Annotated in this window: 28 protein-coding genes and 1 riboswitch; of the genes, 12 read left to right on the top strand and 16 right to left on the bottom strand. The window is 65.9% G+C overall.

Features of this window, described 5'->3' with window-relative positions:
• Window positions 1-187 precede the first annotated feature (187 nt).
• Window positions 188-772 carry a HupE/UreJ family protein gene (locus ACSQ23_RS07780; protein WP_244488371.1) on the bottom strand — a complete coding sequence of 195 codons (585 nt, stop codon included), beginning with the start codon at window positions 770-772 and terminating at the stop codon, window positions 188-190.
• Between the two features lie 60 nt (window positions 773-832).
• Window positions 833-1,035, bottom strand: a riboswitch (cobalamin riboswitch).
• Window positions 1,036-1,154: 119 nt separating this feature from the next.
• On the opposite strand from ACSQ23_RS07780, the gene ACSQ23_RS07775 reads away from it, so the two are divergent.
• From ACSQ23_RS07775 to ACSQ23_RS07765, 3 genes are all read left to right on the top strand, one after another.
• A complete protein-coding gene (locus ACSQ23_RS07775) occupies window positions 1,155-1,484 on the top strand; it encodes a hypothetical protein (protein ID WP_436090254.1) in 330 nt (109 codons plus the stop codon).
• A gap of 66 nt (window positions 1,485-1,550) precedes the next feature.
• Window positions 1,551-2,534 (top strand): copper chaperone PCu(A)C, encoded by a 984-nt coding sequence (locus tag ACSQ23_RS07770; RefSeq protein WP_436090253.1) that lies wholly within the window; start codon window positions 1,551-1,553, stop codon window positions 2,532-2,534.
• A gap of 2 nt (window positions 2,535-2,536) precedes the next feature.
• Window positions 2,537-3,136 carry an SCO family protein gene (locus tag ACSQ23_RS07765; RefSeq protein ID WP_436090252.1) on the top strand — a complete coding sequence of 200 codons (600 nt, stop codon included), beginning with the start codon at window positions 2,537-2,539 and terminating at the stop codon, window positions 3,134-3,136.
• Here the strand turns inward: ACSQ23_RS07765 and trmD are convergent, their stop codons facing one another.
• The 5 genes from trmD to ACSQ23_RS07740 all read right to left on the bottom strand — a co-directional run bounded on the left by trmD (window position 3,137) and on the right by ACSQ23_RS07740 (window position 7,168).
• Entirely contained in the window at window positions 3,137-3,817 is a 681-nt protein-coding gene (trmD, locus tag ACSQ23_RS07760) for a tRNA (guanosine(37)-N1)-methyltransferase TrmD (RefSeq protein ID WP_055874894.1), read from the bottom strand. It lies immediately after the preceding gene.
• Window positions 3,814-4,350: a ribosome maturation factor RimM gene (gene rimM / locus ACSQ23_RS07755; RefSeq protein WP_244488372.1), complete on the bottom strand. Its 537-nt coding sequence runs from the start codon at window positions 4,348-4,350 to the stop codon at window positions 3,814-3,816. The genes trmD and rimM overlap by 4 nt, the downstream gene beginning before the upstream one ends.
• Before the next feature lie 3 nt (window positions 4,351-4,353).
• The gene (gene rpsP, locus ACSQ23_RS07750) at window positions 4,354-4,749 is read right to left on the bottom strand and encodes a 30S ribosomal protein S16 (protein ID WP_055874891.1); all 396 of its coding nucleotides are present in this window, start codon (window positions 4,747-4,749) and stop codon (window positions 4,354-4,356) included.
• A gap of 92 nt (window positions 4,750-4,841) precedes the next feature.
• Window positions 4,842-6,446 (bottom strand): signal recognition particle protein, encoded by a 1,605-nt coding sequence (ffh, locus tag ACSQ23_RS07745; protein ID WP_055994038.1) that lies wholly within the window; start codon window positions 6,444-6,446, stop codon window positions 4,842-4,844.
• Between the two features lie 236 nt (window positions 6,447-6,682).
• Window positions 6,683-7,168, bottom strand: coding sequence for a class I SAM-dependent methyltransferase (locus ACSQ23_RS07740; protein ID WP_162247889.1), 486 nt, complete (start codon window positions 7,166-7,168; stop codon window positions 6,683-6,685).
• A gap of 245 nt (window positions 7,169-7,413) precedes the next feature.
• Between ACSQ23_RS07740 and ACSQ23_RS07735 the strand changes: the two genes are divergently transcribed.
• From ACSQ23_RS07735 to ACSQ23_RS07715, 5 genes are all read left to right on the top strand, one after another.
• Entirely contained in the window at window positions 7,414-7,959 is a 546-nt protein-coding gene (locus ACSQ23_RS07735) for a DUF2087 domain-containing protein (RefSeq protein WP_055994041.1), read from the top strand.
• A gap of 270 nt (window positions 7,960-8,229) precedes the next feature.
• Window positions 8,230-9,132 (top strand): diaminopimelate epimerase, encoded by a 903-nt coding sequence (gene dapF, locus ACSQ23_RS07730; protein WP_055994043.1) that lies wholly within the window; start codon window positions 8,230-8,232, stop codon window positions 9,130-9,132.
• Window positions 9,132-10,397 carry a tRNA (N(6)-L-threonylcarbamoyladenosine(37)-C(2))-methylthiotransferase MtaB gene (gene mtaB / locus ACSQ23_RS07725; protein ID WP_436090251.1) on the top strand — a complete coding sequence of 422 codons (1,266 nt, stop codon included), beginning with the start codon at window positions 9,132-9,134 and terminating at the stop codon, window positions 10,395-10,397. The genes dapF and mtaB overlap by 1 nt, the downstream gene beginning before the upstream one ends.
• Window positions 10,397-12,034, top strand: coding sequence for a signal recognition particle-docking protein FtsY (gene ftsY, locus ACSQ23_RS07720; protein WP_436090250.1), 1,638 nt, complete (start codon window positions 10,397-10,399; stop codon window positions 12,032-12,034). Before mtaB ends, ftsY begins: the two co-directional genes overlap by 1 nt.
• A complete protein-coding gene (locus ACSQ23_RS07715; protein WP_055874870.1) occupies window positions 12,031-12,732 on the top strand; it encodes a septation protein A in 702 nt (233 codons plus the stop codon). The genes ftsY and ACSQ23_RS07715 overlap by 4 nt, the downstream gene beginning before the upstream one ends.
• A 54-nt stretch (window positions 12,733-12,786) precedes the next feature.
• On the opposite strand, the gene ACSQ23_RS07710 is transcribed toward ACSQ23_RS07715, so the two are convergent.
• From ACSQ23_RS07710 to ccmA, 6 genes are all read right to left on the bottom strand, one after another.
• Window positions 12,787-13,155, bottom strand: a complete 369-nt coding sequence (locus ACSQ23_RS07710; RefSeq protein WP_436090249.1) for a hypothetical protein — start codon at window positions 13,153-13,155, stop codon at window positions 12,787-12,789.
• Between the two features lie 185 nt (window positions 13,156-13,340).
• Complete coding sequence (locus tag ACSQ23_RS07705) at window positions 13,341-13,880, bottom strand: DsbE family thiol:disulfide interchange protein (protein WP_055994048.1); 540 nt, start codon at window positions 13,878-13,880, stop codon at window positions 13,341-13,343.
• Window positions 13,877-14,050, bottom strand: a complete 174-nt coding sequence (locus ACSQ23_RS07700) for a heme exporter protein CcmD (protein ID WP_156384455.1) — start codon at window positions 14,048-14,050, stop codon at window positions 13,877-13,879. The genes ACSQ23_RS07705 and ACSQ23_RS07700 overlap by 4 nt, the downstream gene beginning before the upstream one ends.
• Window positions 14,047-14,811, bottom strand: a complete 765-nt coding sequence (locus ACSQ23_RS07695; protein WP_055994050.1) for a heme ABC transporter permease — start codon at window positions 14,809-14,811, stop codon at window positions 14,047-14,049. Before ACSQ23_RS07695 ends, ACSQ23_RS07700 begins: the two co-directional genes overlap by 4 nt.
• A gap of 10 nt (window positions 14,812-14,821) precedes the next feature.
• Window positions 14,822-15,475: a heme exporter protein CcmB gene (ccmB, locus tag ACSQ23_RS07690; protein ID WP_055994052.1), complete on the bottom strand. Its 654-nt coding sequence runs from the start codon at window positions 15,473-15,475 to the stop codon at window positions 14,822-14,824.
• The gene (gene ccmA, locus ACSQ23_RS07685) at window positions 15,472-16,110 is read right to left on the bottom strand and encodes a heme ABC exporter ATP-binding protein CcmA (RefSeq protein ID WP_244488373.1); all 639 of its coding nucleotides are present in this window, start codon (window positions 16,108-16,110) and stop codon (window positions 15,472-15,474) included. The genes ccmB and ccmA overlap by 4 nt, the downstream gene beginning before the upstream one ends.
• Window positions 16,111-16,282: 172 nt before the next feature.
• Here ccmA and acnA point away from each other — a divergent pair, with 172 nt between their 5' ends.
• Together acnA and ACSQ23_RS07675 are read left to right on the top strand one after the other, a co-directional pair.
• Entirely contained in the window at window positions 16,283-19,048 is a 2,766-nt protein-coding gene (gene acnA / locus ACSQ23_RS07680) for an aconitate hydratase AcnA (protein ID WP_055994054.1), read from the top strand.
• A gap of 318 nt (window positions 19,049-19,366) precedes the next feature.
• Window positions 19,367-20,098 (top strand): DUF1223 domain-containing protein, encoded by a 732-nt coding sequence (locus ACSQ23_RS07675; protein WP_055874856.1) that lies wholly within the window; start codon window positions 19,367-19,369, stop codon window positions 20,096-20,098.
• On the opposite strand, the gene ACSQ23_RS07670 is transcribed toward ACSQ23_RS07675, so the two are convergent.
• Complete coding sequence (locus ACSQ23_RS07670) at window positions 20,099-20,245, bottom strand: hypothetical protein (RefSeq protein ID WP_436090248.1); 147 nt, start codon at window positions 20,243-20,245, stop codon at window positions 20,099-20,101.
• Between the two features lie 48 nt (window positions 20,246-20,293).
• Window positions 20,294-20,449, bottom strand: a complete 156-nt coding sequence (locus tag ACSQ23_RS07665) for a hypothetical protein (protein WP_436090247.1) — start codon at window positions 20,447-20,449, stop codon at window positions 20,294-20,296.
• A 386-nt stretch (window positions 20,450-20,835) separates the two neighbouring features.
• Between ACSQ23_RS07665 and ACSQ23_RS07660 the strand changes: the two genes are divergently transcribed.
• Window positions 20,836-21,234, top strand: a complete 399-nt coding sequence (locus tag ACSQ23_RS07660; RefSeq protein ID WP_082527857.1) for a DUF2794 domain-containing protein — start codon at window positions 20,836-20,838, stop codon at window positions 21,232-21,234.
• Entirely contained in the window at window positions 21,231-21,695 is a 465-nt protein-coding gene (locus ACSQ23_RS07655; protein WP_156384457.1) for a GNAT family N-acetyltransferase, read from the top strand. The genes ACSQ23_RS07660 and ACSQ23_RS07655 overlap by 4 nt, the downstream gene beginning before the upstream one ends.
• 61 nt (window positions 21,696-21,756) lie before the next feature.
• Here ACSQ23_RS07655 and ACSQ23_RS07650 read toward each other — a convergent pair whose 3' ends face one another.
• Together ACSQ23_RS07650 and ACSQ23_RS07645 are read right to left on the bottom strand one after the other, a co-directional pair.
• Window positions 21,757-22,236 carry a hypothetical protein gene (locus ACSQ23_RS07650; protein ID WP_055994056.1) on the bottom strand — a complete coding sequence of 160 codons (480 nt, stop codon included), beginning with the start codon at window positions 22,234-22,236 and terminating at the stop codon, window positions 21,757-21,759.
• 6 nt (window positions 22,237-22,242) lie between these two features.
• Entirely contained in the window at window positions 22,243-22,740 is a 498-nt protein-coding gene (locus ACSQ23_RS07645; RefSeq protein ID WP_055994058.1) for a GNAT family N-acetyltransferase, read from the bottom strand.
• Between the last annotated feature and the right edge of the window lie 12 nt (window positions 22,741-22,752).

Raw genomic sequence — 22,752 nt, 5'->3', positions numbered from 1 at the left:
GTGGGGCCACCCCGCCCTTGATCCCTCCCCACAAGGGGGACGACAAGTAGTCCCCCCGGCGGAGGGAGACGCTTGCTGCACTTTCGGTTCTTGCGCCCTCCCTCCCCCTTGTGGGGAGGGTAGCGCAGCTAGGCGAAGCCGTAGCGAAGCTGGGTGGGGGAGCCCCACGCGCAGTTCTACCTAACCCTTACAGCCAGCCGGCCAGCACCCCGATGCCGCCCAGCGCGAACACGCCACCGGCCACCTGCGCAGCGGTCTTGCCATACTTGCCGACCAGCTTGGTCACGCCCATTGCCGCGCCGATGCCGGCCGCATGCAGCAACGCGGTCGCAACGATGAAGCCCGCCGCATATTCGAAGCCCGAGGCATCGACCGGCATTTCGGCGCCGTGCGCGTGGCCGTGGAAGATCGCGAACACCCCGACCAATGCCGAGGCTGCCACCACCGGCATCGGCCGACCCAGCGCCGCGGCGCCGCCGATCACCACGCTCGAGAGCGCAATGCCCAGTTCAACGAACGGCACGTCGATCTGCCCGACGCCCAGCAGGAACCCGACCGCCATCATGGCGACGAAGCTCAGCGGCACCAGCCACAGTGCCTTGCCGCCCAGCACATAGGCGAACACGCCCACCGCCACCATGGCGAGGATATGGTCGATCCCGCCGACCGGATGCATGAAGCCGTGTAGGAACCCCGAAGTGTCGCCGTGCCCGGTATGGGCGAAAGCCGCCGTCGGAACGGCGATGAGCAGAAGGGCCAGAAGCGCGCGCATAAATATCTCCATCTCGGGACCCGCCGTCCCGTAGCGTTTTTCATGTTCGATGGTCCCGGTTTGGGTCACCACCGGACGGCCGGTCTCCTGGCTCCGGGCACCTCTCACTCCACCTTCCCAGTCGCAAACCAGTGGCACGCTGAGTGAAAAGTCAGGCCCGTTACAGTCGCGGGGGCGGCGCCGGCATCGGCCAATGGCCTACCGGCTTCCCGTTTCACGCGGCCCCGAAAAGCGGGTCGCGCACCGTCGCGCTATCTCTGTCAGGTTCCACCGGTGAGTTCAATCGCCCGCCCGCGCATTTGCCGCATGACGCGGCAGCCCCGGCTGCGCTAAAGGGTCTTGTCGTCCAACGGGGTCGTTGCCGGTGCTCAACGCGCGAAACATGGGAAGAGAGCTGCTGCACGCGCTTGTCGTGCTCGCCCTGGTTTTCCTCAGTTTCGCCCACGCCCCGGTGGCTACCGCATCCGCCGGCCCCGATACCCTCACCGCCGCGCTCGATATGAGCTATTGCGGCGATACCCCGGATGACCCCAAGGCGCACGCCCCCTGCCACGCCTGCCGCATCGGCGGGGCTGACCTGCCGCCGCCCTGCGACATCGCTATCCCGGTGGCGATGCTGGCAGATGTCGCCTATGGCGCGCTTCCCATCCTGCATTTGCCGGCCGAGCCGCTGGGCACTGCCACCGCCCGCGGACCACCCGCCTCCGTCTGATCGATCGTACCCCATTATCGATTTGCTGCGCGCCCGCTACGGCCGCGGCCAACAGACGAGAGTCAGATGCACACCACATCCCGCATCGCCGCATTGGCGGCTTCTACCCTCATGCTCGCGAGCCCGGCCTTTGCGCATGCCACGCTCACCCCGGCCAGCGCTGCCAATGGCGCGACCGTCAAGGTCGCCATCGCCATCCCGCATGGCTGCGATGGCGCCCCCACCGACACGGTCAGCGTCGTGCTGCCCGAGGGTTTCGTTTCGGCCAAGCCCATGGTGAAAGCCGGCTGGACGGTCGAGATCACCAAGGGCGACTACCAGAACAGCTACCAGGTGCATGGCCAGCCGGTGACCTCCGGCGCCCTCGCCGTCAGCTGGGCCGGCGGCTCGGTTCCCGACGACCAGTTCGACGAATTCGTCATCCAGGGCTCGCTGCAGGGCTTTGACGCTGAAACCAGCCTGCCCTTCGTTGTGACGCAGAAATGCGGCGCCGCCTCGGTGGTCTGGGACCAGATCGCTGCCCCCGGCGAGAACGCCCACGCCCTCGAGCATCCGGCTCCCACCCTCGCCGTCACCACTGCGGCTGCCGGCGAGCATGACCACGGCGCCATGAGCATGGCCGCTCCGGCCGCGGTCACCATCGGCAATCTCGAGATCAGCGACGGCTTCTCCCGCGCCACCCTCCCCAATGCGCCGGTTGGCGGCGGCTATCTCACCATCACCAACAAGGGCGGCGAAGCCGATCGCCTGGTCAGCGCCGCCTCACCGGTCGCCGGCGTGGTCCAGATCCATCAGATGAAGATGGAGGGCGACCTGATGAAGATGAACGAGTTGCCCGAGGGCGTCGAAATCCCGGCCGGTGAAACCGTCACCCTGGCGCCGGGCGGCCTCCACATCATGTTCATGCAGCTCGCCCAGCCGCTGGTGGAGGGGACAAAGATCCCGTTGACCCTCAACTTCGAGAAGGCCGGCAGCGTCGAGGTGGAACTCAGCGTCGAGAGCCCGGCCGCCAAGGGTCCGGCTGAAGACCACTCGATGCACGGTGGCTGACCATGAGCGCCATGACCTCGCGCCTCCGCCTCGCGCTCTGGGCTCTGGTCGCGCTGGCGGCAGTGGCGGCAACGCTGCTGTTCTTCGTCACGCGGCCCGGGCCTGAAAGCGGCGGCATCGGCGGCGGCAGCTATGCCCTCGTCGATCAACGCGGCAACCCGGTCGACCAATCGATGCTGGTCGGCCAGCCCTCGCTGCTGTTCTTCGGCTATACCCATTGCCCCGACGTCTGCCCCACCACCATGGGCGAGATGGCGGGCTGGTTCGCCGACCTCGGCGACGAGGCCGAGAACCTCAAGGCCTTCTTCGTCACGGTCGATCCCGAGCGCGACACCCCCGAAATCCTCAATGGCTATGTCAGCTGGGTGTCCGACCGGGTGACTGGCGTCACCGGCAAGCCCGAGGAGATCGCCAAGATGGTCAAGGCCTGGAAGGTGTTGGGCGAAAAGGTGCCGGGGGAGGGTTCGGATTACACCATGAACCACACTGCCTCGGTGTTCCTCGTCAACGCCCAGGGCGGCTTCGAAGGCACCATCGCCTACCAGGAGGACGCGACCACTGCCCTCGCCAAGATCAGGAAGCTGCTCGGCAAGTCGGCCTGATCAGGTGAGCAAATCCGGCCGGCGCGCCCGTGTGAGCCTCTCGCTCTCGGCGCGCCGCCACTTCTCCACCTTGCCGTGGTCGCCCGAGGTCAGCACCTCAGGGATCTCGCGCCCCTCGAACAGCTGCGGCCGGGTGTATTGCGGGTACTCCAGCAGCCCATTCTCAAAGCTCTCGTCGGCATGGCTTTCCGCCGCTCCCAGCACGCCGGGAAGCAACCGCACCACCGCTTCGAGCAGCACCATGGCGGCGACTTCGCCGCCGGCCAGCACGTAGTCGCCGATCGAGACTTCCTCGAGTTGCCTTGCCTCGATCACCCGCTGGTCGATCCCCTCGAACCGCCCGCAGATGATCACCGCACCGGGGCCCAGCGCCAGCTCGCGCACCCGCGCCTGCGTCAGCGGTGTGCCGCGCGGCGACATCAGCAGCCGCGGCCGCGCATCGCCTTCCGGCGACACCGCATCGATCGCCTTGGCGAGGATATCCGGTTTCAGCACCATGCCGGCGCCACCGCCCGATGGGGTATCGTCCACCGTCCGGTGCCGGTCGGTGGCGAAATCCCTCAGTTGCGTAGTCTCGAGGCTCCACCGCCCATCCGCCATGCCGCGGCCAATCACCGAGGCGCCGAGCGGCCCGGGGAACAATTCCGGAAACAGCGTGATGATCGAAGCCGAAAAGCTCAATCGGGTTCTTCTTCGCCCGGCTCCGCCTCGATCGGCGGATCGATCAAGAGGTACCCATCGGCGACCCGCACCTCCGGCACCACGGCCTTCGAGAACGGATAGAGATAGGTATCGCCCGAGCGGGGGTCGCGGATTTCGAGCAGGTCACCGGCGCCGAAATTCGGCACCGCCATCACCTCGCCGATCTCCGAGCCGTCGGCCAGCCGGGCTTTCAGCCCGATCAGGTCGGCATGGTAGAAATCGTCGTCGTCGGTGTCGGGCAGCAGTGCGCGGTCGACGTAGAGTTCGACCCCGTTCAGCTTTTCCGCCGCATTTCGGTCGTTGACCCCCTCGAGCCGCGCCACGAGCACATTGGTCGTGGTGCGAGCCGCGAGGATCTTGATGGTGAGGCCCGGCTTATTGGTCGAGAGCGGGCCATAGGACGCCAGCGCCAGCGGGTCCTCAGTAAAGGACTGGATGCGCACTTCGCCCTTGATCCCATGGGCCGCGCCGATGCGGCCCATGAGGAGCTTGTTGTCGCCCGCTTGCGCCACGGCTTACTCGGACGCGGCTGCTTCGGCGGCGGCCGGCGCCGGCGCAGCGTCGGCAGCGGCCTTGTCGGCGACAGCCTTGGCCTTGGCTTCGGCGCGCTCGGTCGCCTTCTTACCTGGCACGGCCTTCTCGGGGTTGTTGCGCGCTTCGCGCTTCAACAGGCCCGCGGCGTCGAAGAACCGCGCCACGCGGTCGGTCGGCTGGGCGCCGACGCTCAGCCAATGCTGCACGCGCTCAGTCACCAGGGTGACGCGCTTGTCCTTGTCGGCGAGCTTGGGATCGTAGTTGCCGATCTTCTCGATGAAGCGGCCGTCACGCGGCGAACGGGCGTCGGCGACGACGACGTGGTAATAGGGGCGCTTCTTGGTGCCGGCGCGGGCAAGGCGGAGTTTCAGCGACATTCTTCAGTCCTTCGTATGATCAGTCGTTTCGTTTGGTCGCGCTCTCGAACCGCAAAAGTCTGCAACTTTTGCTGATCACGCTTCCGGTGGGGTTATTTCTTTTTCGGCACGAAGCCGCCGCCGAGGCCGGGAAGGCCAGGGAAGCGCGCCGCGCCGCCAAGCCCGGGAAGTCCCGAGCCGGATTTCAGCAGCTGGCCGACATCGGTCGGCAGCTTGTTCTGGGTGAGCTGTTTCGGCACCTCGGCCTGCTGCGGCATCGATGCGGGGTCGATCCCCATGCGCCGCGCCAGCTGCTCGAGTTCCTTGGGGTCCATGGTCGAGGGGTCGGGCATGTTGCCGAGCCCCGGCATCATGCCGCCCATCTTGCCGCCGAACATGCCGGCGAGCGAGCCCATGCCGCCCTTCGACACCTTCTTCATCATGTCCGCCATCTGGCGGTGCTGCTTCATCAGCTTGTTGACGTCTTCGACCTTGGTGCCCGAGCCATTGGCGATGCGGATGCGCCGCTTGGCGTTCAACAGTTCCGGGTTCGCCCGCTCCGCCTTGGTCATCGAGTTGATGACGGCGATCTGCCGGTCGAACACCTTCTCATCGACATTGGCGCCCGCCATCGCCTTCTTCATCTGGTTCATGCCGGGCATCATGTTCATGAGCGAGCCCATGCCGCCCATCTTCTTCATCTGCAGCAGCTGATTGCGCAGGTCCTCGAGGTCGAAGACGCCCTTCTTGAGCTTCTTGGCCATCTTGGCCGCATCTTCGGCCGTGACGTTCTGCGCCGCCTTCTCGACCAGGCTGACGATGTCGCCCATGCCGAGGATGCGGTCGGCGATACGCGAGGGATGGAAATCCTCGAGCGCATCGAGCTTTTCACCGGTACCGATCAGCTTGATCGGCTTGCCGGTGGCGGCCCGCATCGACAGCGCCGCGCCGCCACGGCCATCGCCGTCGACACGGGTGAGCACGATTCCGGTGATATCGACGCGCGCATCGAACGAGCGCGCCAGGTTCACCGCGTCCTGGCCGGTCAGCGCATCGGCGACGAGCAGGATTTCATGCGGATCGGTCGCGGCCTTCACCGCTGCCGTCTCTTCCATCAGCTCTTCGTCGATATGGGTGCGACCCGCCGTATCGAGGATCAGCACGTCGTAGCCGCCGAGCTTGCCCTCGCGCTGCGCGCGTTTGGCAATATCGACCGGCTTTTCGTTCAACTGGATCGGCAGGGTATCGACGCCGATCTGCTCGCCGAGCACGCGCAGCTGCTCTTTCGCCGCCGGACGGCGATCGTCGAGCGAGGCCATCAGGACCTTCTTGCCCTGCCGCTCCTTCATGCGCTTGGCGAGCTTGGCCGAAAGCGTCGTCTTGCCGGCGCCCTGCAGGCCCACCATCAGCATGGTCATCGGCGGAGTGGTCGAGAAGTCGATCGGCACCTGCGTCTCGCCGAGCACCTTGACCAGCTCGTCGTGGACGATCTTGACCACCTGCTGGCCCGGCGTCACCGAACGGGTGACCTCGGCGCCGACGGCGCGCTCGCGCACCTGCTCGACAAAGGCCTTCACCACCTCGAGCGAAACGTCGGCCTCGAGCAGCGCCCGGCGCACTTCGCGCAGCGCCGCATCCACGTCGCTCTCGTTAAGTGCGCCGCGGCCCCGAAGACCCTCGAAGATTTTCCCAAGCCGGTCGCTAAGGCTTTCGAACATTTTGGTTCCTTTGGTTCCGCAGCATCCCTGCCCCGGACCCGGAGATAGGTAGTCTTGGCCGTTCCTGCCATCCGAAGGTGGCAGCATCCGCGCAAACGCCAAACCCACCCGAGGGCGCATCGCGCTGTCGGGTGTTAGCCTCCGGGATCTCTTTATACCTTTGCGGGTCCCGGTCGGCAGTCAGGCGTTTGAACCTGATGAAGTGCGGCGGTCGATAGAGCGGAAATGCGGCCGAGTCAAGGAACGCGCTCGGCGCGCACCGCCACCATGCCCTGTCCCAGTTCGGTGTCGACGCGGAAGCCGACGCCCGCGAGAGCCGCAGCGGCCGCCATGGCGAAACGGTCTGCCGTGCGGATCGCCGGCGCTTCCAGCACCAGCACCACCCGGCCACCCGGCTTGATCACGTCGCCGAGCTTTCTGGCCCAGCCGCGATCCGCATGGCGCGGAAAATCGACGTTCACTGCGAAGGCCGCATCCAGCGTGCCAAGATCGAGCGTCTCGAAATCGCTCTCGAACGCGGTCAGCCGCCCAACCCCCTCGTTCCGCTTGATGCAGGCCGCCACCATCTTGCCCGACCGGTCGACGGCCACGACATCGGCGCCCGCCGCCAGCACCAGCCCGGTGGCGATGCCGTGCCCGCAGCCGATCTCCAGCACGGCTTCGCCGGCCTTCGGGGCCAGCAGTTCCACCGCCCAGCGATGACGTCTCGCGATTTCCGCCAAGCGACTCCCCCTTCGTACCCGCCCAGAACTAGCCCGCCCGAAGGTGACCTGAACATGGCCGTTGCCGGCTTTCCCCAGCAGCGCTACATCTTGGCCGGGTCCGCAGTTCACCCAGGCGTCGCCGCCCCATCCGGGGAGCTAAACCTGCCTCATAGCCGAGATCAGCACTTATCCCCGTGCCGCCTCGCAAGCCGGCGACCGCGAACCTTCCTCCGGGGAGTTCGGCACGACGAGGATGAGTTGTGATGACCAGAACTGCTGTCCCCCTGCGGGTGGATGACCTCTCCCCCTTCGCCAAGACGCTCCGCCACGCGCTGACCCAGCACGAGGGCGTACCGAGCCATGTCGAACTCCTGAACCTCATCGCCAAGGCGGCGGGGTTCGCCAACTACCAGCACCTGCGCGCCGATGCCGGCACCGCCGGCCGCCTCGCCGCCGCCGCCGAGCCCACGCCGCCGGCCGACCTCAGCCAGGTCGAAAAGGCGGCGCGCCATTTCGATGCCGAGGGCGTGCTGATGAGCTGGCCGGCGCGGCTCAACCTCCAGACCCTCAGCCAATGGGTGTTCTGGTCGCGTATCCCGCCCGAGACGGTGTTTTCCGAGCGCGAGATCAGCGAACTGATCCGCCACTGGCACGATTTCGGCGACCACGCCCTGATCCGCCGCGCCATGGTCGATGCGAAAATGCTCGAACGCACCGTCGATGGCCGCGAATACCGCCGCATCGAACGCGCCCCGCCCCCGGAACTGAAACCGCTGCTGGCGCATCTGGCGGCACGGGTAGGCGCCTGACGCAACCACCGGCGCACGTGGCCCCACCCCACCCTTGATCCCTCCCCATCGAGGGGAGGGAGACGCGCTGGATGGTTTAGTGAACCGGCCCCCTCCCTCCCCTCTGATGGGGAGGGTAGTGCAGCTTGGCGCTCGCAATCGCGAGGGCCTAGCGGAACTGGGTGGGGTGGGGCTGCTTGCACCATATATCCGGGACTCACCCCCGCCACTGGCAATTTCGTGTCAGTTCCGCCATATACAGCCTCAACTGAGACCCAGCAGGTCAGGCCCATGTCCACCGCCCCATTCCTCAAGATGAACGGGCTCGGCAACGAGATCATCGTCGCCGACATGCGCGGCCGTGCCGATCGCATCACCCCGGCGGCTGCCGTCGCCCTCAATGCCGACCCGGCTACCAAGTACGATCAGATCATGGCCATCCATGATCCACGCACCCCCGGCACCGCCCACTATATCGAGATCATCAACTCCGATGGCTCGCTGGCCCAGGCCTGCGGCAACGGCATGCGCTGCGTCGTCCAGGCGCTGAGCGCCGAGACGGGAGAAAAGCACTTCGTCTTCGAGACCCTCGCCGGCATCCTCACCGGTGACGAGCATCCGGATGGCTCAATCACCGTCGATATGGGCAAGCCCCGCTTCGGCTGGGAAGAGATCCCGCTGGCCGAGGAATTCTACGATACCACCGGCATCGAGCTGCAGATCGGACCGATCGATGCGCCGATCCTCCACACCCCGTCGGTCGCCTCGATGGGCAACCCGCACGCCACCTTCTGGGTCGAGGACGATGTCGGCAACTACGCGCTCGATCGCTTCGGCCCGCTGCTCGAGAACCATCCGATCTTCCCCGAGCGCGCCAATATCTCGATCGCCCAGGTGGTGGCGCCCGATCACATTATCCTCAGGACCTGGGAGCGCGGCGCCGGCCTGACCCGGGCCTGCGGCACCGCCGCCTGCGCCGCGCTGGTCAACGGCGCCCGTACCCATCGCACCGGCCGCAAGGCCACGGTGACCCTGCCCGGCGGCGATCTCGTCATCGAATGGCGCGCCGACGACCACGTGCTGCTCACCGGCCCGGCCGAGTTCGAATTCTCCGGCAGCTTCGAGCCGTTCACCGGTAGCTGGCGGCGCGATCAGGACTCCAGCCAGATTTCGACCGCTCAGGTCTCGGCCTGATGTCCATCGAAACCCTGACCTTCGGCTGCCGCCTCAACGCCTATGAAGGCGAAGTGATGAAGGCCGAGGCGGAAAAGGCCGGACTCGACAACACCATCATCATCAACACCTGCGCCGTAACCTCCGAAGCGGTCAGGCAGGCCAAGCAAGCCATCCGCAAGGCCAAGCGCGACAATCCCGAGCGCCGCATCATCGTCACCGGCTGCGCCGCGCAGACCGAGGCCCGCAGCTTCGGCGATATGGCCGAGGTCGACCTGGTCATCGGCAATGCCGACAAGCTGAAGGCGGAAAGCTATGCTCCCATAGCATTCGGCTTGCCGCTCAACGACAAGGTGCAGGTCAACGACATCATGAGCGTGCGCGAAACCGCCGCGCACCTGATCGAGGGCATGGATGGCCGGGCCCGCGCCTTCGTCCAGGTGCAGAACGGCTGCGACCATCGCTGCACCTTCTGCATCATCCCGTTTGGCCGCGGGCCGTCGCGCTCGGTGCCGATGGGTCTCGTGGTCGAGCAGATCAAGAAGCTGGTCGGCAACGGTTATCGCGAGGTCGTGCTCACCGGCGTCGATATCACCTCTTACGGCCCCGACCTGCCGGGCACCCCGACGCTGGGCAAGCTCACCCAGCAGATCCTCCGCCACGTCCCCGACCTGCCGCGGCTGCGCATTTCGTCGATCGATTCGATCGAGGCCGACCCGGCCTTCTATGACGCCATAGCGTCCGACCGCCGACTGATGCCGCATCTGCATCTCAGCCTGCAGTCCGGCGACGACATGATTTTGAAGCGCATGAAGCGCCGCCACTCGCGCAGCGAGGCGCTGGAGGTGGTGGCAAAGCTCCGCTCGCTCCGCCCCGATATCGTCTTCGGCGCCGACATCATCGCCGGCTTCCCCACCGAGACCGACGAGATGTTCGAGAACTCGCTGAGCTTCGTCACCGAGGCCGAACTCACTTACCTGCACGTCTTCCCCTATAGCCCGCGTCCCGGCACGCCTGCGGCGCGCATGCCGCAGGTCGATGGACGGACCGCCAGGGCGCGCGCCGCGCAGCTCCGCGCCGTCGGTGAAACCCAGTACGAGAAGCTGGCGCTGTCCCGCATCGGCATGATCGAGAACGTGCTGATCGAAAAGGACGGCATCGGCCGGCAGGAGCAGTTCGTCACCTGTTCATTGCCGGGTCATCTGCCGGGAGAAATCGTACCCGCCCGTATTACCCATTTCGCCAATGGCAACCTCGTCGGCGAAGCACTGAGGTCCGCAGCCTGATGGCCGAGCAAAAGAAAAAAGGCTTCTTCCAGCGCCTGTTCGGCGGCGGCGACAAGCCAGCTCCGACCCCGCCGCCGGAGCACAGCGTCGCCGAGGAACTTGAAGCCGACATCGTCCTCGACGAAGTGGTCGAAGCCGCTCCGCTGGTGCTGCCGCCCGATCAGGAGATCGCTCTCGAAGAGGCGATGCACGAGGCCGGCCTGCTGATCACGCCGGACGCGCCGCCGGCGCCACCGGAGCCGCCTGCCGAGCCCGAGCCCACCGTCGAAGACGAACTGGTCGCCGACATCATCCTCGACGACATCGTCGAGGCCGCGCCGCTGGTCCTGCCACCGGACCAGGAGATCGCTCTCGAGGAGGCGATGCACGAGGCAGGCGAGCTGGTCACGCCCGAGGCGCCGCCGGCCCCGCCCGAGCCGCCGGCTGAGCCCGAGCCGTCCGTCGAAGACGAACTCGTCGCCGACATCATCCTCGATGACATCGTCGAGGCCGCGCCGCTGGTTCTGCCGCCCGATCAGGAGATCGCCCTCGAGGAGGCGCTGCACGAAGCCGGCCAGACCATTGAAGGTCCACCGGCCGATACCGGCTCCGAGCCGCCGGCCGGCCCACCTGAGGCCACCCCCGCCTATATCGAAGAGGTCGAGGAGCAGCAGGCGCCCGAACCGGCGCCGGTTCTGCCGGTCCCGGTCCCCGCCGCTCCCGCCGAACCGCCCAGGAAGCAGAATTGGCTGCAGCGCCTCGCCTCCGGGCTGAAGCGTTCCTCCGATCAGCTCACCGGTTCGATCGCCGCGGTCTTCACCAAGAAGAAGCTCGATCAGGCGATGCTCGATGACCTCGAGGACATCCTGATCCAGTCCGATTTCGGCGTCGACATGGCGACCGACGTCACCGAGGCGCTGCGCCGCGACCGCTTCGATCGCGACATCAGTTCCGACGAAGTCCGCGACGTGCTGGCGACCGAGATCGTCAAGGTGCTGGAGCCGGTGGCCCAGCCGCTGCTCATCGACGCCGGCACCAAACCCTACGTCATCCTGATGGTCGGGGTGAACGGCACCGGCAAGACCACCACCATCGGCAAGCTCGCGAGCCTCTATGGCGCGCAAGGCAAGAAGGTGATGCTGGCCGCCGGCGATACCTTCCGCGCCGCGGCCATCGAACAGCTGCAGGTCTGGGGCGAGCGCACCGGCGCCCCCGTCGTCACCAAGCCCGCCGGCTCCGACGCCTCCGGCCTCGCCTATGAGGCTGTGGAGCGCGCCAAGGCCGAGGGCGCCGACATCCTGATCATCGATACCGCCGGCCGGCTGCAAAACCGCGACGAGCTGATGAGCGAGCTCGAAAAGATCATCCGCGTCATCAAGAAGGTCGAGCCGTCGGCGCCGCATGCGACGCTTCTCACCCTCGACGCCACTACCGGCCAGAACGCCCTTAATCAGGTCGAAATCTTCGGCAAACGTGCCGGCGTCACCGGCCTGGTGATGACCAAGCTCGATGGCACGGCGCGCGGCGGCATTCTCGTCGCCATTGCTCGCAAGTTCGCCCTGCCCGTGCACTTCATCGGTGTCGGTGAAGGCGTCGACAATCTAGAGGCGTTCGCAGCGCGCGACTTCGCCGCCGCGATCGCAAGGACCGCAGAATGACCGAAGAGACCAAAGACGCCGAAGTGAACTGGGCGGAGCTGCGTCCGCAGCTGATCCGCATCGGGCTGGAGATCGGCCCGCTGCTGATCTTCTTTATCTGCACCACGTTCGGCGAAAGCTGGCTCGATGCCAGCCCGGCGCTGCGCTCGATGTTTGCGAGCCCGATCATCTTCGCCACCGCGCCGTTCATGGTCGCCATGGTGATCTCGCTGGGGATTTCCTGGCTGGTGTTCAAGCGCGTCGCGGTGATGCCGCTGGTGACGCTGATCGTCGTCCTGATCTTCGGCACGCTGACCCTGCTGCTGCAGGATTCGATGTTCATCAAGATCAAGCCGACCATCGTCAACTCGCTGTTCGGCGCCACCCTGCTCGGCGGACTGGTGTTCGGCCAGTCGCTGCTGAAATACGTGTTCGGCGAGGTCTACCACCTGCAGCCCAAGGGCTGGCAGGTGATGACCATGCGCTGGGGGTTGTTCTTCTTCCTCCTCGCTGCGCTCAACGAGTTCGCCTGGCGCGGCTCGAGCCTGTTCTTCACCGACCCCGATGCAGCCGACAAGTTCTATGCCGGCTTCAAGCTATGGGCGGTGATGCCGATCACCATCGTCTTCTCGATGATGCAGCTGCCGCTCCTCACCAAGTATGCCGCCGACCCCAAGCAACCCATCGAGGTCATCCCCCCGATGGACCCGCTGCCTTGATTTCTCAGACGCCGGTGGGGGTCGGCAAGCTCCGACCCCGCCTTCTTGACGCTGCTAATGCTTGATCAGCTGGTCCTTGGTGACGTTCAGCGTCATGCCGTCGCTTGACACTGAGTCGATCTGCTCCGGCATCACATAGCGGTCGGCAGCGAACAGCCCGTCGGCATCGATCCTGACGAAACCCTGGTGCACCAGGCGGTCGCGGACCTCCTCGGGCACATTGTCGTCGGTGAAGGCTCGAGCGATCACGTCGAACAGCGTATCGTCGGTCCGCCGGCCGGAGGTCCCGCTCGCCTCGACTTCCGGGGTATCGGGATCATCGTCACCGAACTGCACCCAATCGACCTTGCCGATCTCATGGTGCTCGCGGTCGAACACGCGCATGCCCTGCTCGACGAAACGCAGGCTGGAACTGGTTTGCATGGTGTCTCTCCTCAGTTGAGCGCTTTCAGGAAAAGTTGCAGACTTTTCCGGTTCGAAAGCGCGATGAATCAAAGACGTGGAGCGTTTCGTCGTTCACCAGAACGTCGAAATGCTCCTGCGCCGCTTGAGGCGGTAGAGGAAGAATGTGCGTTGGTCGGCGGAAGTTCCCGACCTTAGCCGTTGGTTCAGCCCGCTTTGGCCTTCTCGATCGCCGGGATCACTTCCCTTTCCAGCGAATCCGGCGAGATCGGCCCGACGTGCTTGAAGGTGATCACCCCCGCCGCATTGACGACGAAGGTCTCCGGCACGCCATAGACGCCCCAGTCGATCGACACCCGGTTGTCGGCGTCACCGCCGATCCGCTGGTACGGGTTGCCCAGTTCGGTGAGGAACGCCACCGCGTTTTCCGGCGCATCCTTCTGGTTGATGCCGAAGATGCGCACTCCGGTCTCGGCCTTGAGCCGCTCGAGCAGCGGATGTTCCTCGCGGCACGGAATACACCAGCTGGCGAACACGTTGACCACTGTCACCTCGCCCTCGAGCGTGGCGGTATCGAACCCCTCGACCCCGGTGCCGGCCACCGCCGGCAAGGCAAAGGCCGGCGCTGGCTTGTTGATCAGCACCGAGCGCACCAGGCTGGGGTCGCGATCCATGTTCAGCGCGAACACCGCAACCAATCCCACCAGCAGCAGCAGCGGCAAGACCGCGAGGAGAATACGCTTCAACGCTTGCTCTCGTCCGAACGGCGGCGGATGCCCGCCTTGTCGAGCGCCTTGAGCCGGGCATCGACCCTGACCGAGTCCCAGACCACATAGGCGACCAGCGCCACTGTCAGCACTGCCACCCCGACATAGGCCCAGGCGATGAATTCGATATGCGCGCCATCTCCGATCACTTGGCAACCCCTTGCAAGGCAGCCTGCCGGCTCAACGTCTCGGCCCGGCGGCGCAATATCTCGGTCCGCATCCGCACCACCTGCAAGAGGGCGAACAGCAGCGTGAAGGCCAGCATCATCACCAAGAGCGGCGTCAGGATCGAGCCCGGCATCTTCGGGCCATCCTTGGTGAAGACGCTCGCCGGCTGGTGCAGGGTGTTCCACCAATCGACCGAGAACTTGATCACCGGGATGTTCAGCGCCCCCACCAGCGTCACGATGGCGATGATCCGCCCGGCCTTCAGCTGATCGTCGAACGCCCGCCACAGCGCGATGATGCCGAGATAGATCAACAGCAGCACCAAGGTCGAGGTCATCCGCCCGTCCCATTCCCAGAACGTGCCCCAGGTCGGCCGGCCCCAGAGCGAGCCGGTGTAGAGCGCCAGTGCGGTAAACACGGCACCAAGCGGCGCCGCCGCCTTGTTGGCGACATCGGCCAGCGGGTGCCGCCACACCAGGGTGCCGAGCGCCGAAACCGCCATCACCCCATAGACCAGCTGGCTCAGCCAGGCGTTCGGCACGTGCACGTACATGACGCGCACCATGTCGCCCATCTGGTAGTCCTCGGGCGAGTTGAAGAAGGCGAACCAGAGGCCGATGGCAAAGCTGAGCCCGGTGGCGATGGCCAACGGCCAGATCAGGTAACGCGACCAGGCGAGAAACTGCCCCGGATGCGCCAGGCGGCTGAACCAGTTGGGTTGTTTGACGGTATCGACAGACATGGCGTTCGCTCTATTCCCCGGCCACGCGCAAGGCAAGCGCAGCCGCGAAAGGTGAGAAGGCCGTCACCACGAGGCTCAAGGCAATGAGGAACAATGTCGCGCCACTGCCGGCGAGCGGATCCATCATCCCCACCCCGAAGATCATGATCGGGATCGACAGCGGCAGGATCAGCACCGGCGCGATCAGCCCGCCGCGCCTCAGCCCCACCGTTACCGCGGCGCCCAGCGCCCCAAAGCTCACCAGCGCCGGCGTGCCGATCAGCAAAGCCAGCACCGTCTGCCCCCATTGCGCCCATGACATCGACAGCAGCAGCGCCAGCACCGGCGTCGCCAAGAGCAGCGGCAGCGCCGTCATCAGCCAATGCGCAATCACTTTTGCGGCAACCACCGCTTCGAGCGGCAGGCCGGCGTGCCGCAGCAGGGTGAGCGAACCATCCTCGTCATCGTTGCGGAACAACCGGTCGAGCCCCAGCAGCATCGAGAGGAACGCCGCGATCCACACGATCCCCGGCGCCAGCCGGGTCAGCTGCGGCCGGTCCGGCCCGATGGCGAACGGCACGATCACCGCCACCATGACGAAGAACAGCACCAGCGTCAGCGCCTCGCCGCCAGCCCGGAACGCCAGCTTGAGGTCGCGCCCGATCAGGGCCCGGAAGGCGCTCATGCCGCGCCTCCGAGGATCAGCGTCTCGACCCCGGCCTGGTCGGTGAGCGGCAGGTCATGGTGGGTTGCGACCACCGCGATGCCGCCACGCCCCCGATGCGCATCGATCAGCCGGCCGAGCAGCGCCTCGCCCTCGGCGTCGAGCGCCGCGCTCGGCTCATCCAGCAACCAGATCGGCCGCGCGCTGACCAAGAGCCGCGCCAGCGCCAGGCGCCTCAGCTGCCCCGATGAGAGGTACCCCGCCTCCAGCACGCCGAGCCCGCCGATGCCGACGGCGTCCAGCGCCGCTGCGACCGTCAGGCCGTTCGCCCCGTTCATCGCCTGCCAGAATTTGAGGTTCTCGCTGACCGTCAGGCGCCCCTTGAGCCCGCTCTGGTAGTTGAGGAGGTGCAACTCGGTGCGCTCCGCCCCGGCGATCGTCCCCGCGTCCGGCCGCACGATTCCGGCCAGCGCCAGCAGCAGTGTCGACTTGCCCACCCCGTTCGGGCCGCGCAGCAGCAGCACCCCGCCGGGCCGAAGCTCGAACTGCAGATCGGCGAACAGCAGCCGCTCGCCACGCCGCACGGTGAGGCCGCTGACGCTCAGCTGCGGGTGAAAGGCCTCGGAAACGGGCAGCGGCTGGTTCATGGCCGCCATGCCTAATGAACCCAAGTGACCACTGGCAAGCGTCATGTAGTTTCTCTATAAGCCAGCGCTAGATTGGAATGCTTCCAGTCAGACGACCTCTGCCCCCGGTCTCCCGGGCCTTTACGGTCCGGCGTCAGGACCGGGCGGCGCCTTGCAACACCAGCGCGTGAAGGCGACACCCGTGACCTCGAAATCCCTCGACAGCTTCAAGTCCAGAACCACGATCACCGTCGGGGACAAGACCTACAGCTACTTCTCCATTCCGCTGGCGGAACAGAACGGTCTGAAGGGTGTCTCGCAGCTGCCGCACTCGATGAAGGTGGTGCTGGAGAACCTGCTCCGCTTCGAGGACGGCGTCACCGTCACCCGCGCCGATATCGAGGCCGTCGCCGACTGGCTGCGCACCCGCATCTCCGAGCACGAAATCTCCTATCGCCCGGCCCGCGTGCTGATGCAGGATTTTACCGGCGTCCCCGCCGTGGTCGATCTCGCCGCCATGCGTGACGCCACCGCCAAGCTCGGCGCCGATCCGCAGAAGATCAACCCGCTGGTGCCGGTCGACCTGGTCATCGACCACTCGGTGATGGTCGACTCGTTCGGCACCCCGCTGAGCTTCCTGCAGAACGTCGACCTCGAATACGAGCGCAACGGCGAGCGCTACGAGTTCCTGCGCTGGGGCCAGAAAGCCTTCGACAACTTCCGCGTCGTGCCGCCCGGCACCGGCATCTGCCACCAGGTGAACCTCGAATACCTGGCCCAGACCGTCTGGACCCGCCAGGACGAGACCTCGGGCGAACTCTACGCCTACCCCGATACGCTCGTCGGCACCGACAGCCACACCACCATGGTCAACGGCCTCGCCGTGCTCGGCTGGGGTGTTGGCGGCATCGAGGCAGAGGCCGCCATGCTCGGCCAGCCCATCACCATGCTGATCCCCGAAGTCATCGGCTTCAAGCTGACCGGCAAGATCAACGAGGGCATCACCGCCACCGACCTGGTGCTCACCGTCACCGAGATGCTGCGCAAGAAAGGCGTGGTCGGCAAGTTCGTCGAGTTCTACGGCCCGGGCCTCGATTACCTCAGCCTCGAAGACCAGGCGACCATCGCCAACATGGCCCCCGAATACGGCGCCACCTGCGGCTTCTTCCCGGTCGACTCGGACACCCTGACCTACCTCGAGACCTCCGGCCGCGATGCCGACCGCGTCGCGCTGGTGAAGGCCTATTCCGAGGCCCAGGGCATGTACCGCACCACCGACAGCGCCGATCCGCTGTTCACCGACACGCTGTCGCTCGACCTCACCACTGTCGTTCCTTCGCTCTCCGGCCCGAAGCGCCCGCAGGACCGCGTCTCGCTGGTCGATGCCGCGCCGAAATTCGCCGAAGCGATGAAAGACCTCGCCGGCGGCCGCAAGGAGCGTACCGCTTTGCCCGAGTCGAAGGGCGAGAGCCGCTTCGTCGATGAAGGCGCTACCGGCGTCGACGACATTCCCGAGGAAGCCGCCTTCCCGGTGCGCGGCGAGAAGTTCAGCATCGACGACGGTCACGTGGTGATCGCCGCCATCACCTCGTGCACCAACACCTCGAACCCCAACGTGCTGATCGCCGCGGGCCTCGTCGCCCGCAAGGCGCGCGCCAGGGGCCTGACGTCGAAGCCGTGGGTCAAGACCTCGCTGGCGCCGGGCTCGCAGGTGGTGACCGACTACCTGAACGCCGCCGGCCTCTCGGCCGATCTCGACGCGCTCGGCTTCAACCTTGTCGGCTATGGCTGCACCACCTGTATCGGCAATTCCGGCCCGCTGCCGGAAGCCATCTCGGAATGCATCAACGCCAACGACCTCGTCGCCGCCTCGGTGCTCTCGGGCAACCGCAACTTCGAAGGCCGGGTGAACCCCGACGTGCGCGCCAACTACCTGGCCTCGCCGCCGCTGGTCGTTGCCTATGCCATCGCCGGTTCGATGAACATCAACGTTGCGACCGAGCCGCTCGGCACCGGTTCGGACGGTCAGCCCGTCTATCTCAAGGACATCTGGCCGACCAACCAGGAGATCTCGGACATCGTTCGCACGGTGATCACCCCAAAGATGTTCCTCGGCCGCTACTCCGACGTGTTCAAGGGCGACGAGAACTGGCAGGGTATCGCCGTCGACGGCGGCGAGACCTATCGCTGGAATTCCAGCTCCACCTATGTGCAGAACCCGCCGTATTTCGAGGGTCTGACCATGGAGCCGGCGCCGGTCACCGACATTCACGAGGCCCGCGTCCTGAGCCTCTTCCTCGACTCGATCACCACCGACCACATCTCGCCCGCCGGTTCGTTCAAGGCCGGCACCCCGGCCGGCAAGTACCTGGTCGAGCGCCAGGTGGCGCCCAAGGACTTCAACTCCTACGGCGCCCGTCGCGGCAACCACGAAGTGATGATGCGCGGCACCTTCGCCAATATCCGCATCAAGAACCAGATGGTGCCGGGCGTCGAAGGCGGCTTCACCAAGGGCCCGACCGGCGAAGTCATGGCGATGTATGACGCCGCCATGGCCTACCAGAAGTCGAACACCCCGCTGGTGATCTTCGCCGGCAAGGAATACGGCACCGGTTCGTCGCGTGACTGGGCCGCCAAGGGCACCCGCCTGCTCGGCGTCCGCGCCGTCATCGCCCAGAGCTTTGAGCGCATCCACCGCTCCAACCTCATCGGCATGGGCGTGTTGCCGCTGCAGTTCGCCGAGGGCGAGAGCTGGCAGACGCTGCACCTCGACGGCACCGAGTCCGTCTCGATCGAGGGCCTCACCACCCTGACCCCGCGCTCCACCGTCAAGGTGAAGATCGTCCGCGCCGACGGCCGTATCGAGGAAATCTCGACCCGCTGCCGCATCGATACGGTCAACGAGCTCGAATACTACCAGCACGGCGGCATCCTGCACTACGTGCTCCGCAACCTCGTCGCGGCGTAAGCAGCGGCGACCACGAACGGCGCCCCATCGTCCCCTCTCCCCTCTGGGGAGAGGGTCAGGGTGAGGGGTAGCCAAGCACACCGGCCTATCCGCTGCTACACCCATCCCAGCGCTTGGCGCCCCTCACCCCGCGGATGAGGCCTTCAGCCTCATCCGCCGCCCTCTCCCCAGAGGGGCGAGGGGGCGATTGGGGCGCGGCCGGTGCATCCACACGCTCGATACGTCCAATCCGCAGCTTATCGCCCCCCTTTTCCCTATCACGGCAAGTCGCGCCGATTTGACTCGCGCGGGACAACCCGCCTGCCTACAAACGTCGCCATGCTTTTTCGTTCGATCCTTTGCGGCGTCTCCCTTTCGTTTGCCCTGATCTCCGCAGCCCTCGCCGGGGAGATCAAGCTTGCGCCCAAAGCCGTGCTCGAGCTGTTCACCTCGCAGGGCTGCAAGTCCTGCCCGAAGGCCGATGCCATGCTCGATGAGATGGGCAAGCGCCCCGATGTCGTCGCGCTCGCCTACCACGTCGACTACTGGGACTATATCGGCTGGGAGGACACTTTCGGCACCAAGGAGAACTCCGACCGGCAGCGCGATTACGCCGAGAGCTGGGGTTCCTCACGCATCTTCACCCCGCAGCTGGTGATCAACGGCAAGGGCGGCCTCGTCGGCTCGAAGCGCGACGCGGTCAACACCGCTCTCGGTGGCGCCAGCCTGCCGCTCGACGTCAAGCTCACCGAGGCGTCCGACGACATGCTGCAGGTGTCGGTGCCGCCAAAGGCCGGCGAGGCCGACGCGATGATCTGGCTCATCACCTTCCTCGATCGGGCCGATGTCACCATCGAGCGCGGCGAGAACGAGGGCAAACAGGTGGCCTACACGCAGATCGTCACCGGTCGCCAGGTGCTGGGGATGTGGAAAGCCGATGCCGGAGCCGAACTCACCCTGCCGCTCGCCGAAGTGCTGACCGGCCGCTCCAACGGCGCCGTCATCCTCATCCAGCAGGATCACGCCGGCCTGCCCGGCCCGATCGTCGGCGCCGCCAGCTTCACCCGCTGATCAGCCCTCGACCTCTTCGGGGTCGAGCAGCGGCGTGAACAGCGCCAGGTCTCTTTCTCGGCTGTCGTCAACCAGCGGACGGAAACGCTCGATGCGGTAGGGCACGACCATGCCGGTCATTCCGCCGGGCTCACGGTTGATTTCCATCAGGTGCACACCGAGGAAATCTCCCACCCATGGCAGGCCCGACACATGTCAGACGACTGACTCGATAGTGTAGATCTGCCCGGTAACGGGGAACGTGCCGCCGACCTCTATTGGCGGCTTGCCGGGAAACACCGACGCCATCGGTCGTGAACCGTCGACGCAGACACACTTCACCCCCGGCCGCGCCCAGACGCTGTCGATCACCAGAGCCTCCCTTGCTGTCCGGCAGCGTAGTTGGGGGGCTTTGCAGCTCCGTTTGCACAATCGATCAAATTGCTCGCCGCCATAACAAAACTCCCGCCAGCTTGCGCAGGCGGGAGGAGAATGACTGTGCATGTAAGAGGCGGCCGGCAAACGAGCATCGTGGTTTGGGGGCTCGGTCAGCCCGCTTGCCGGCCACTGGAGGCAATGGAGCTAAGGTGCCGGGTCAATCTGGCGTCAACTGGGAGGGATTGTGACCGAAATAGGGATTTTGCGTTAATCTCTGCGGCGGATGCCTGGGCCCCCGGTCCGTCGTTGCAATGTATCCGACTGGCTTGCCAAGCGTTGCGAATGACGCGATCATGACAACGAGGTGACGAGGCCGATCAATGGTGGATGAACCCGAGCAGTCTGGATCAGGGCTACTCATCGATTTCGCGGCAGCCGCGAGCCCTGGTCCCGCCGATCTTCAGCCGGCCAATCATAACCGCTTCGTGCCTGCGGTCACCTTCGACCGCAAGGAACTCCAGACCATCCTCAACCTCTATGGCCGCAAGGTCGTCGATGGTGAGTGGCGCGACTATGCGATCGACTTCCTGCGCGACCGCGCGCTGTTCTCGATCTACAAGCGCGCCTCCGAGCGCCCGCTCTACGTGGTCGAGAAGAACCCCAGGCTGCGCCTCAAGCAGGGCCAGTACATGGTATTGAGCCAGGATGGCCGCATCCTGAAGCGCGGCCACGACCTCACGACCGTACTCCGCGTCCTGGAGCTCGCGCTGGTCAAATGATCACCATCCGCCCGGCCGTGCCGGCGGACGCCGCGGCGATGAGCGCCGTGCTCACCGCCTCGATCCGCGACCTCTGCACTGCCGACCACCGCGACGATGCCGAAATCCTCGCCGGGTGGCTCCGCAACAAGACGCCCGAGATGGTGCTGAAAATGCTCGAACGCCCCGGCGCCCGGTTCCTTGTCGCAGAGCGCGATGGCGAGATCGCCGCGGTCGGCTGCTTAACCGGCCCTGATGAGATCGGCCTCAACTACGTCGCCCCGGCCCACCGCTTCCGCGGCGTCAGCAAGGCCCTGCTCGCCGCTCTCGAGGAGCACATCCGCCAATCCGGCGCCAACGTCGCGAGGCTCACCAGCACAGGCACCGCCCACCGCTTCTACCTCGCCAATGGCTGGCAGGATGCCGCCCCGGCGGAAGCCGACCGCGGCATGCTGTGCTACCCGATGGAGAAGCGGCTCTAACCCAGCCGTTATCCGACTAGCCCCGAGCTTCCCCCACCGTGGGTGGGCGGGTGTGGTGCCCTCAAAAAGACCCAGCGGCCCGCGCGGCTACGTCGTAAGAGGCGCTGCCGTAGCGCAAGACATGCAGGTAGCGGCTCAGGCTGCGCAGATGCCCCATCCAGTGGAAGGCGAGCAAATGCAAATGGTAGAGCGCGTCATCCGCCCCCAGCTCGTCGCGGATCCAAAGCAGGTCCTGCATCTGGCCGGCAATATCGACCAGATCGTCGATGCCATCGCCGACCAGTTCGGTGAAGTCGAAATCCATGGGATCTGCGTCGACGTACAGCCCAAGCGAAAATCTCGCAGCGATCGGTTCTCTCAGCTCTTGCGAGGGTCGTTCCGTAGCGTTGTCGGTGAACTCACCCGCCGGCGCGTCTGCGTATGCGACGGCCAGCCGATCCAGCACTTCGGCCAGGTCCTTGAGCGTCGGCGAGGGCTGCTCGAGGATCACCCACAGCACGTCGCGCGCACACTGGAAGATCCGTTCCTCGCCGGTCGTCACGAAGCCTCACAGCGCCTTCTGCAGGTGCACGATATCCAGCCAGCGGTCGAACTTGTAGCCCACCGCCTCGTAGCGCCCGACATGACGGAAGCCGGCTTTCTCGTGCAGGCGCACCGAATTGGCGCGCTCGGCGGTGATCACCGCGATCATCTGCTTGAACCCGGCGGCCCGGCTCTGCGCCATTAGCTCATCCAGCAGCCGCCCACCGATCCCCTGCCCGACCGCATCCTGCCGCAGGTAGATCGAATCCTCGCAGGTGAAGCGGTAAGCCGCCCGCGGCCGGTAGAACGAGGCATAGGCATAGCCCAGCACCTCGCCGGCCCGCTCGGCGACGATCAGCGGGTGACCCAGCGCCTTGAGCTTGCCGAAGCGCTCGGCCATATCGGTCTCTGAGGGCACCTCGGTCTCGAAGGTGATCACTGTCTCCTCGACATAGGGCCGGTAGATGGCGGTGATCTCAGGTACGTCGGACCACGCAAAGGGGCGGAAAACCACGTCGGACATCAGAAGCTCGCT

Origin of the sequence: Devosia sp. LjRoot16 (genome assembly GCF_964252795.1) — a bacterium.
GTDB lineage: Bacteria > Pseudomonadota > Alphaproteobacteria > Rhizobiales > Devosiaceae > Devosia_A.
The sequence above is the reverse complement of the archived record's forward strand: the minus strand, read 5'-3'. Positions and strand labels throughout refer to the sequence as shown.

What these genes read in the sequence shown, in the direction of transcription:
- ACSQ23_RS07780 (WP_244488371.1), bottom strand. Translation starts at nt 772, where the DNA reads ATGCGCGCGCTTCTGGCCCTTCTGCTCATCGCCGTTCCGACGGCGGCT.
- ACSQ23_RS07775 (WP_436090254.1), top strand. Translation starts at nt 1,155, where the DNA reads ATGGGAAGAGAGCTGCTGCACGCGCTTGTCGTGCTCGCCCTGGTTTTC.
- ACSQ23_RS07770 (WP_436090253.1), top strand. Translation starts at nt 1,551, where the DNA reads ATGCACACCACATCCCGCATCGCCGCATTGGCGGCTTCTACCCTCATG.
- ACSQ23_RS07765 (WP_436090252.1), top strand. Translation starts at nt 2,537, where the DNA reads ATGAGCGCCATGACCTCGCGCCTCCGCCTCGCGCTCTGGGCTCTGGTC.
- rpsP (WP_055874891.1), bottom strand. Translation starts at nt 4,749, where the DNA reads ATGTCGCTGAAACTCCGCCTTGCCCGCGCCGGCACCAAGAAGCGCCCC.
- ffh (WP_055994038.1), bottom strand. Translation starts at nt 6,446, where the DNA reads ATGTTCGAAAGCCTTAGCGACCGGCTTGGGAAAATCTTCGAGGGTCTT.
- ACSQ23_RS07735 (WP_055994041.1), top strand. Translation starts at nt 7,414, where the DNA reads ATGACCAGAACTGCTGTCCCCCTGCGGGTGGATGACCTCTCCCCCTTC.
- dapF (WP_055994043.1), top strand. Translation starts at nt 8,230, where the DNA reads ATGTCCACCGCCCCATTCCTCAAGATGAACGGGCTCGGCAACGAGATC.
- mtaB (WP_436090251.1), top strand. Translation starts at nt 9,132, where the DNA reads ATGTCCATCGAAACCCTGACCTTCGGCTGCCGCCTCAACGCCTATGAA.
- ftsY (WP_436090250.1), top strand. Translation starts at nt 10,397, where the DNA reads ATGGCCGAGCAAAAGAAAAAAGGCTTCTTCCAGCGCCTGTTCGGCGGC.
- ACSQ23_RS07715 (WP_055874870.1), top strand. Translation starts at nt 12,031, where the DNA reads ATGACCGAAGAGACCAAAGACGCCGAAGTGAACTGGGCGGAGCTGCGT.
- ACSQ23_RS07710 (WP_436090249.1), bottom strand. Translation starts at nt 13,155, where the DNA reads ATGCAAACCAGTTCCAGCCTGCGTTTCGTCGAGCAGGGCATGCGCGTG.
- ACSQ23_RS07695 (WP_055994050.1), bottom strand. Translation starts at nt 14,811, where the DNA reads ATGTCTGTCGATACCGTCAAACAACCCAACTGGTTCAGCCGCCTGGCG.
- ccmB (WP_055994052.1), bottom strand. Translation starts at nt 15,475, where the DNA reads ATGAGCGCCTTCCGGGCCCTGATCGGGCGCGACCTCAAGCTGGCGTTC.
- ccmA (WP_244488373.1), bottom strand. Translation starts at nt 16,110, where the DNA reads ATGGCGGCCATGAACCAGCCGCTGCCCGTTTCCGAGGCCTTTCACCCG.
- ACSQ23_RS07675 (WP_055874856.1), top strand. Translation starts at nt 19,367, where the DNA reads ATGCTTTTTCGTTCGATCCTTTGCGGCGTCTCCCTTTCGTTTGCCCTG.
- ACSQ23_RS07670 (WP_436090248.1), bottom strand. Translation starts at nt 20,245, where the DNA reads ATGGAAATCAACCGTGAGCCCGGCGGAATGACCGGCATGGTCGTGCCC.
- ACSQ23_RS07660 (WP_082527857.1), top strand. Translation starts at nt 20,836, where the DNA reads ATGGTGGATGAACCCGAGCAGTCTGGATCAGGGCTACTCATCGATTTC.
- ACSQ23_RS07655 (WP_156384457.1), top strand. Translation starts at nt 21,231, where the DNA reads ATGATCACCATCCGCCCGGCCGTGCCGGCGGACGCCGCGGCGATGAGC.
- ACSQ23_RS07645 (WP_055994058.1), bottom strand. Translation starts at nt 22,740, where the DNA reads ATGTCCGACGTGGTTTTCCGCCCCTTTGCGTGGTCCGACGTACCTGAG.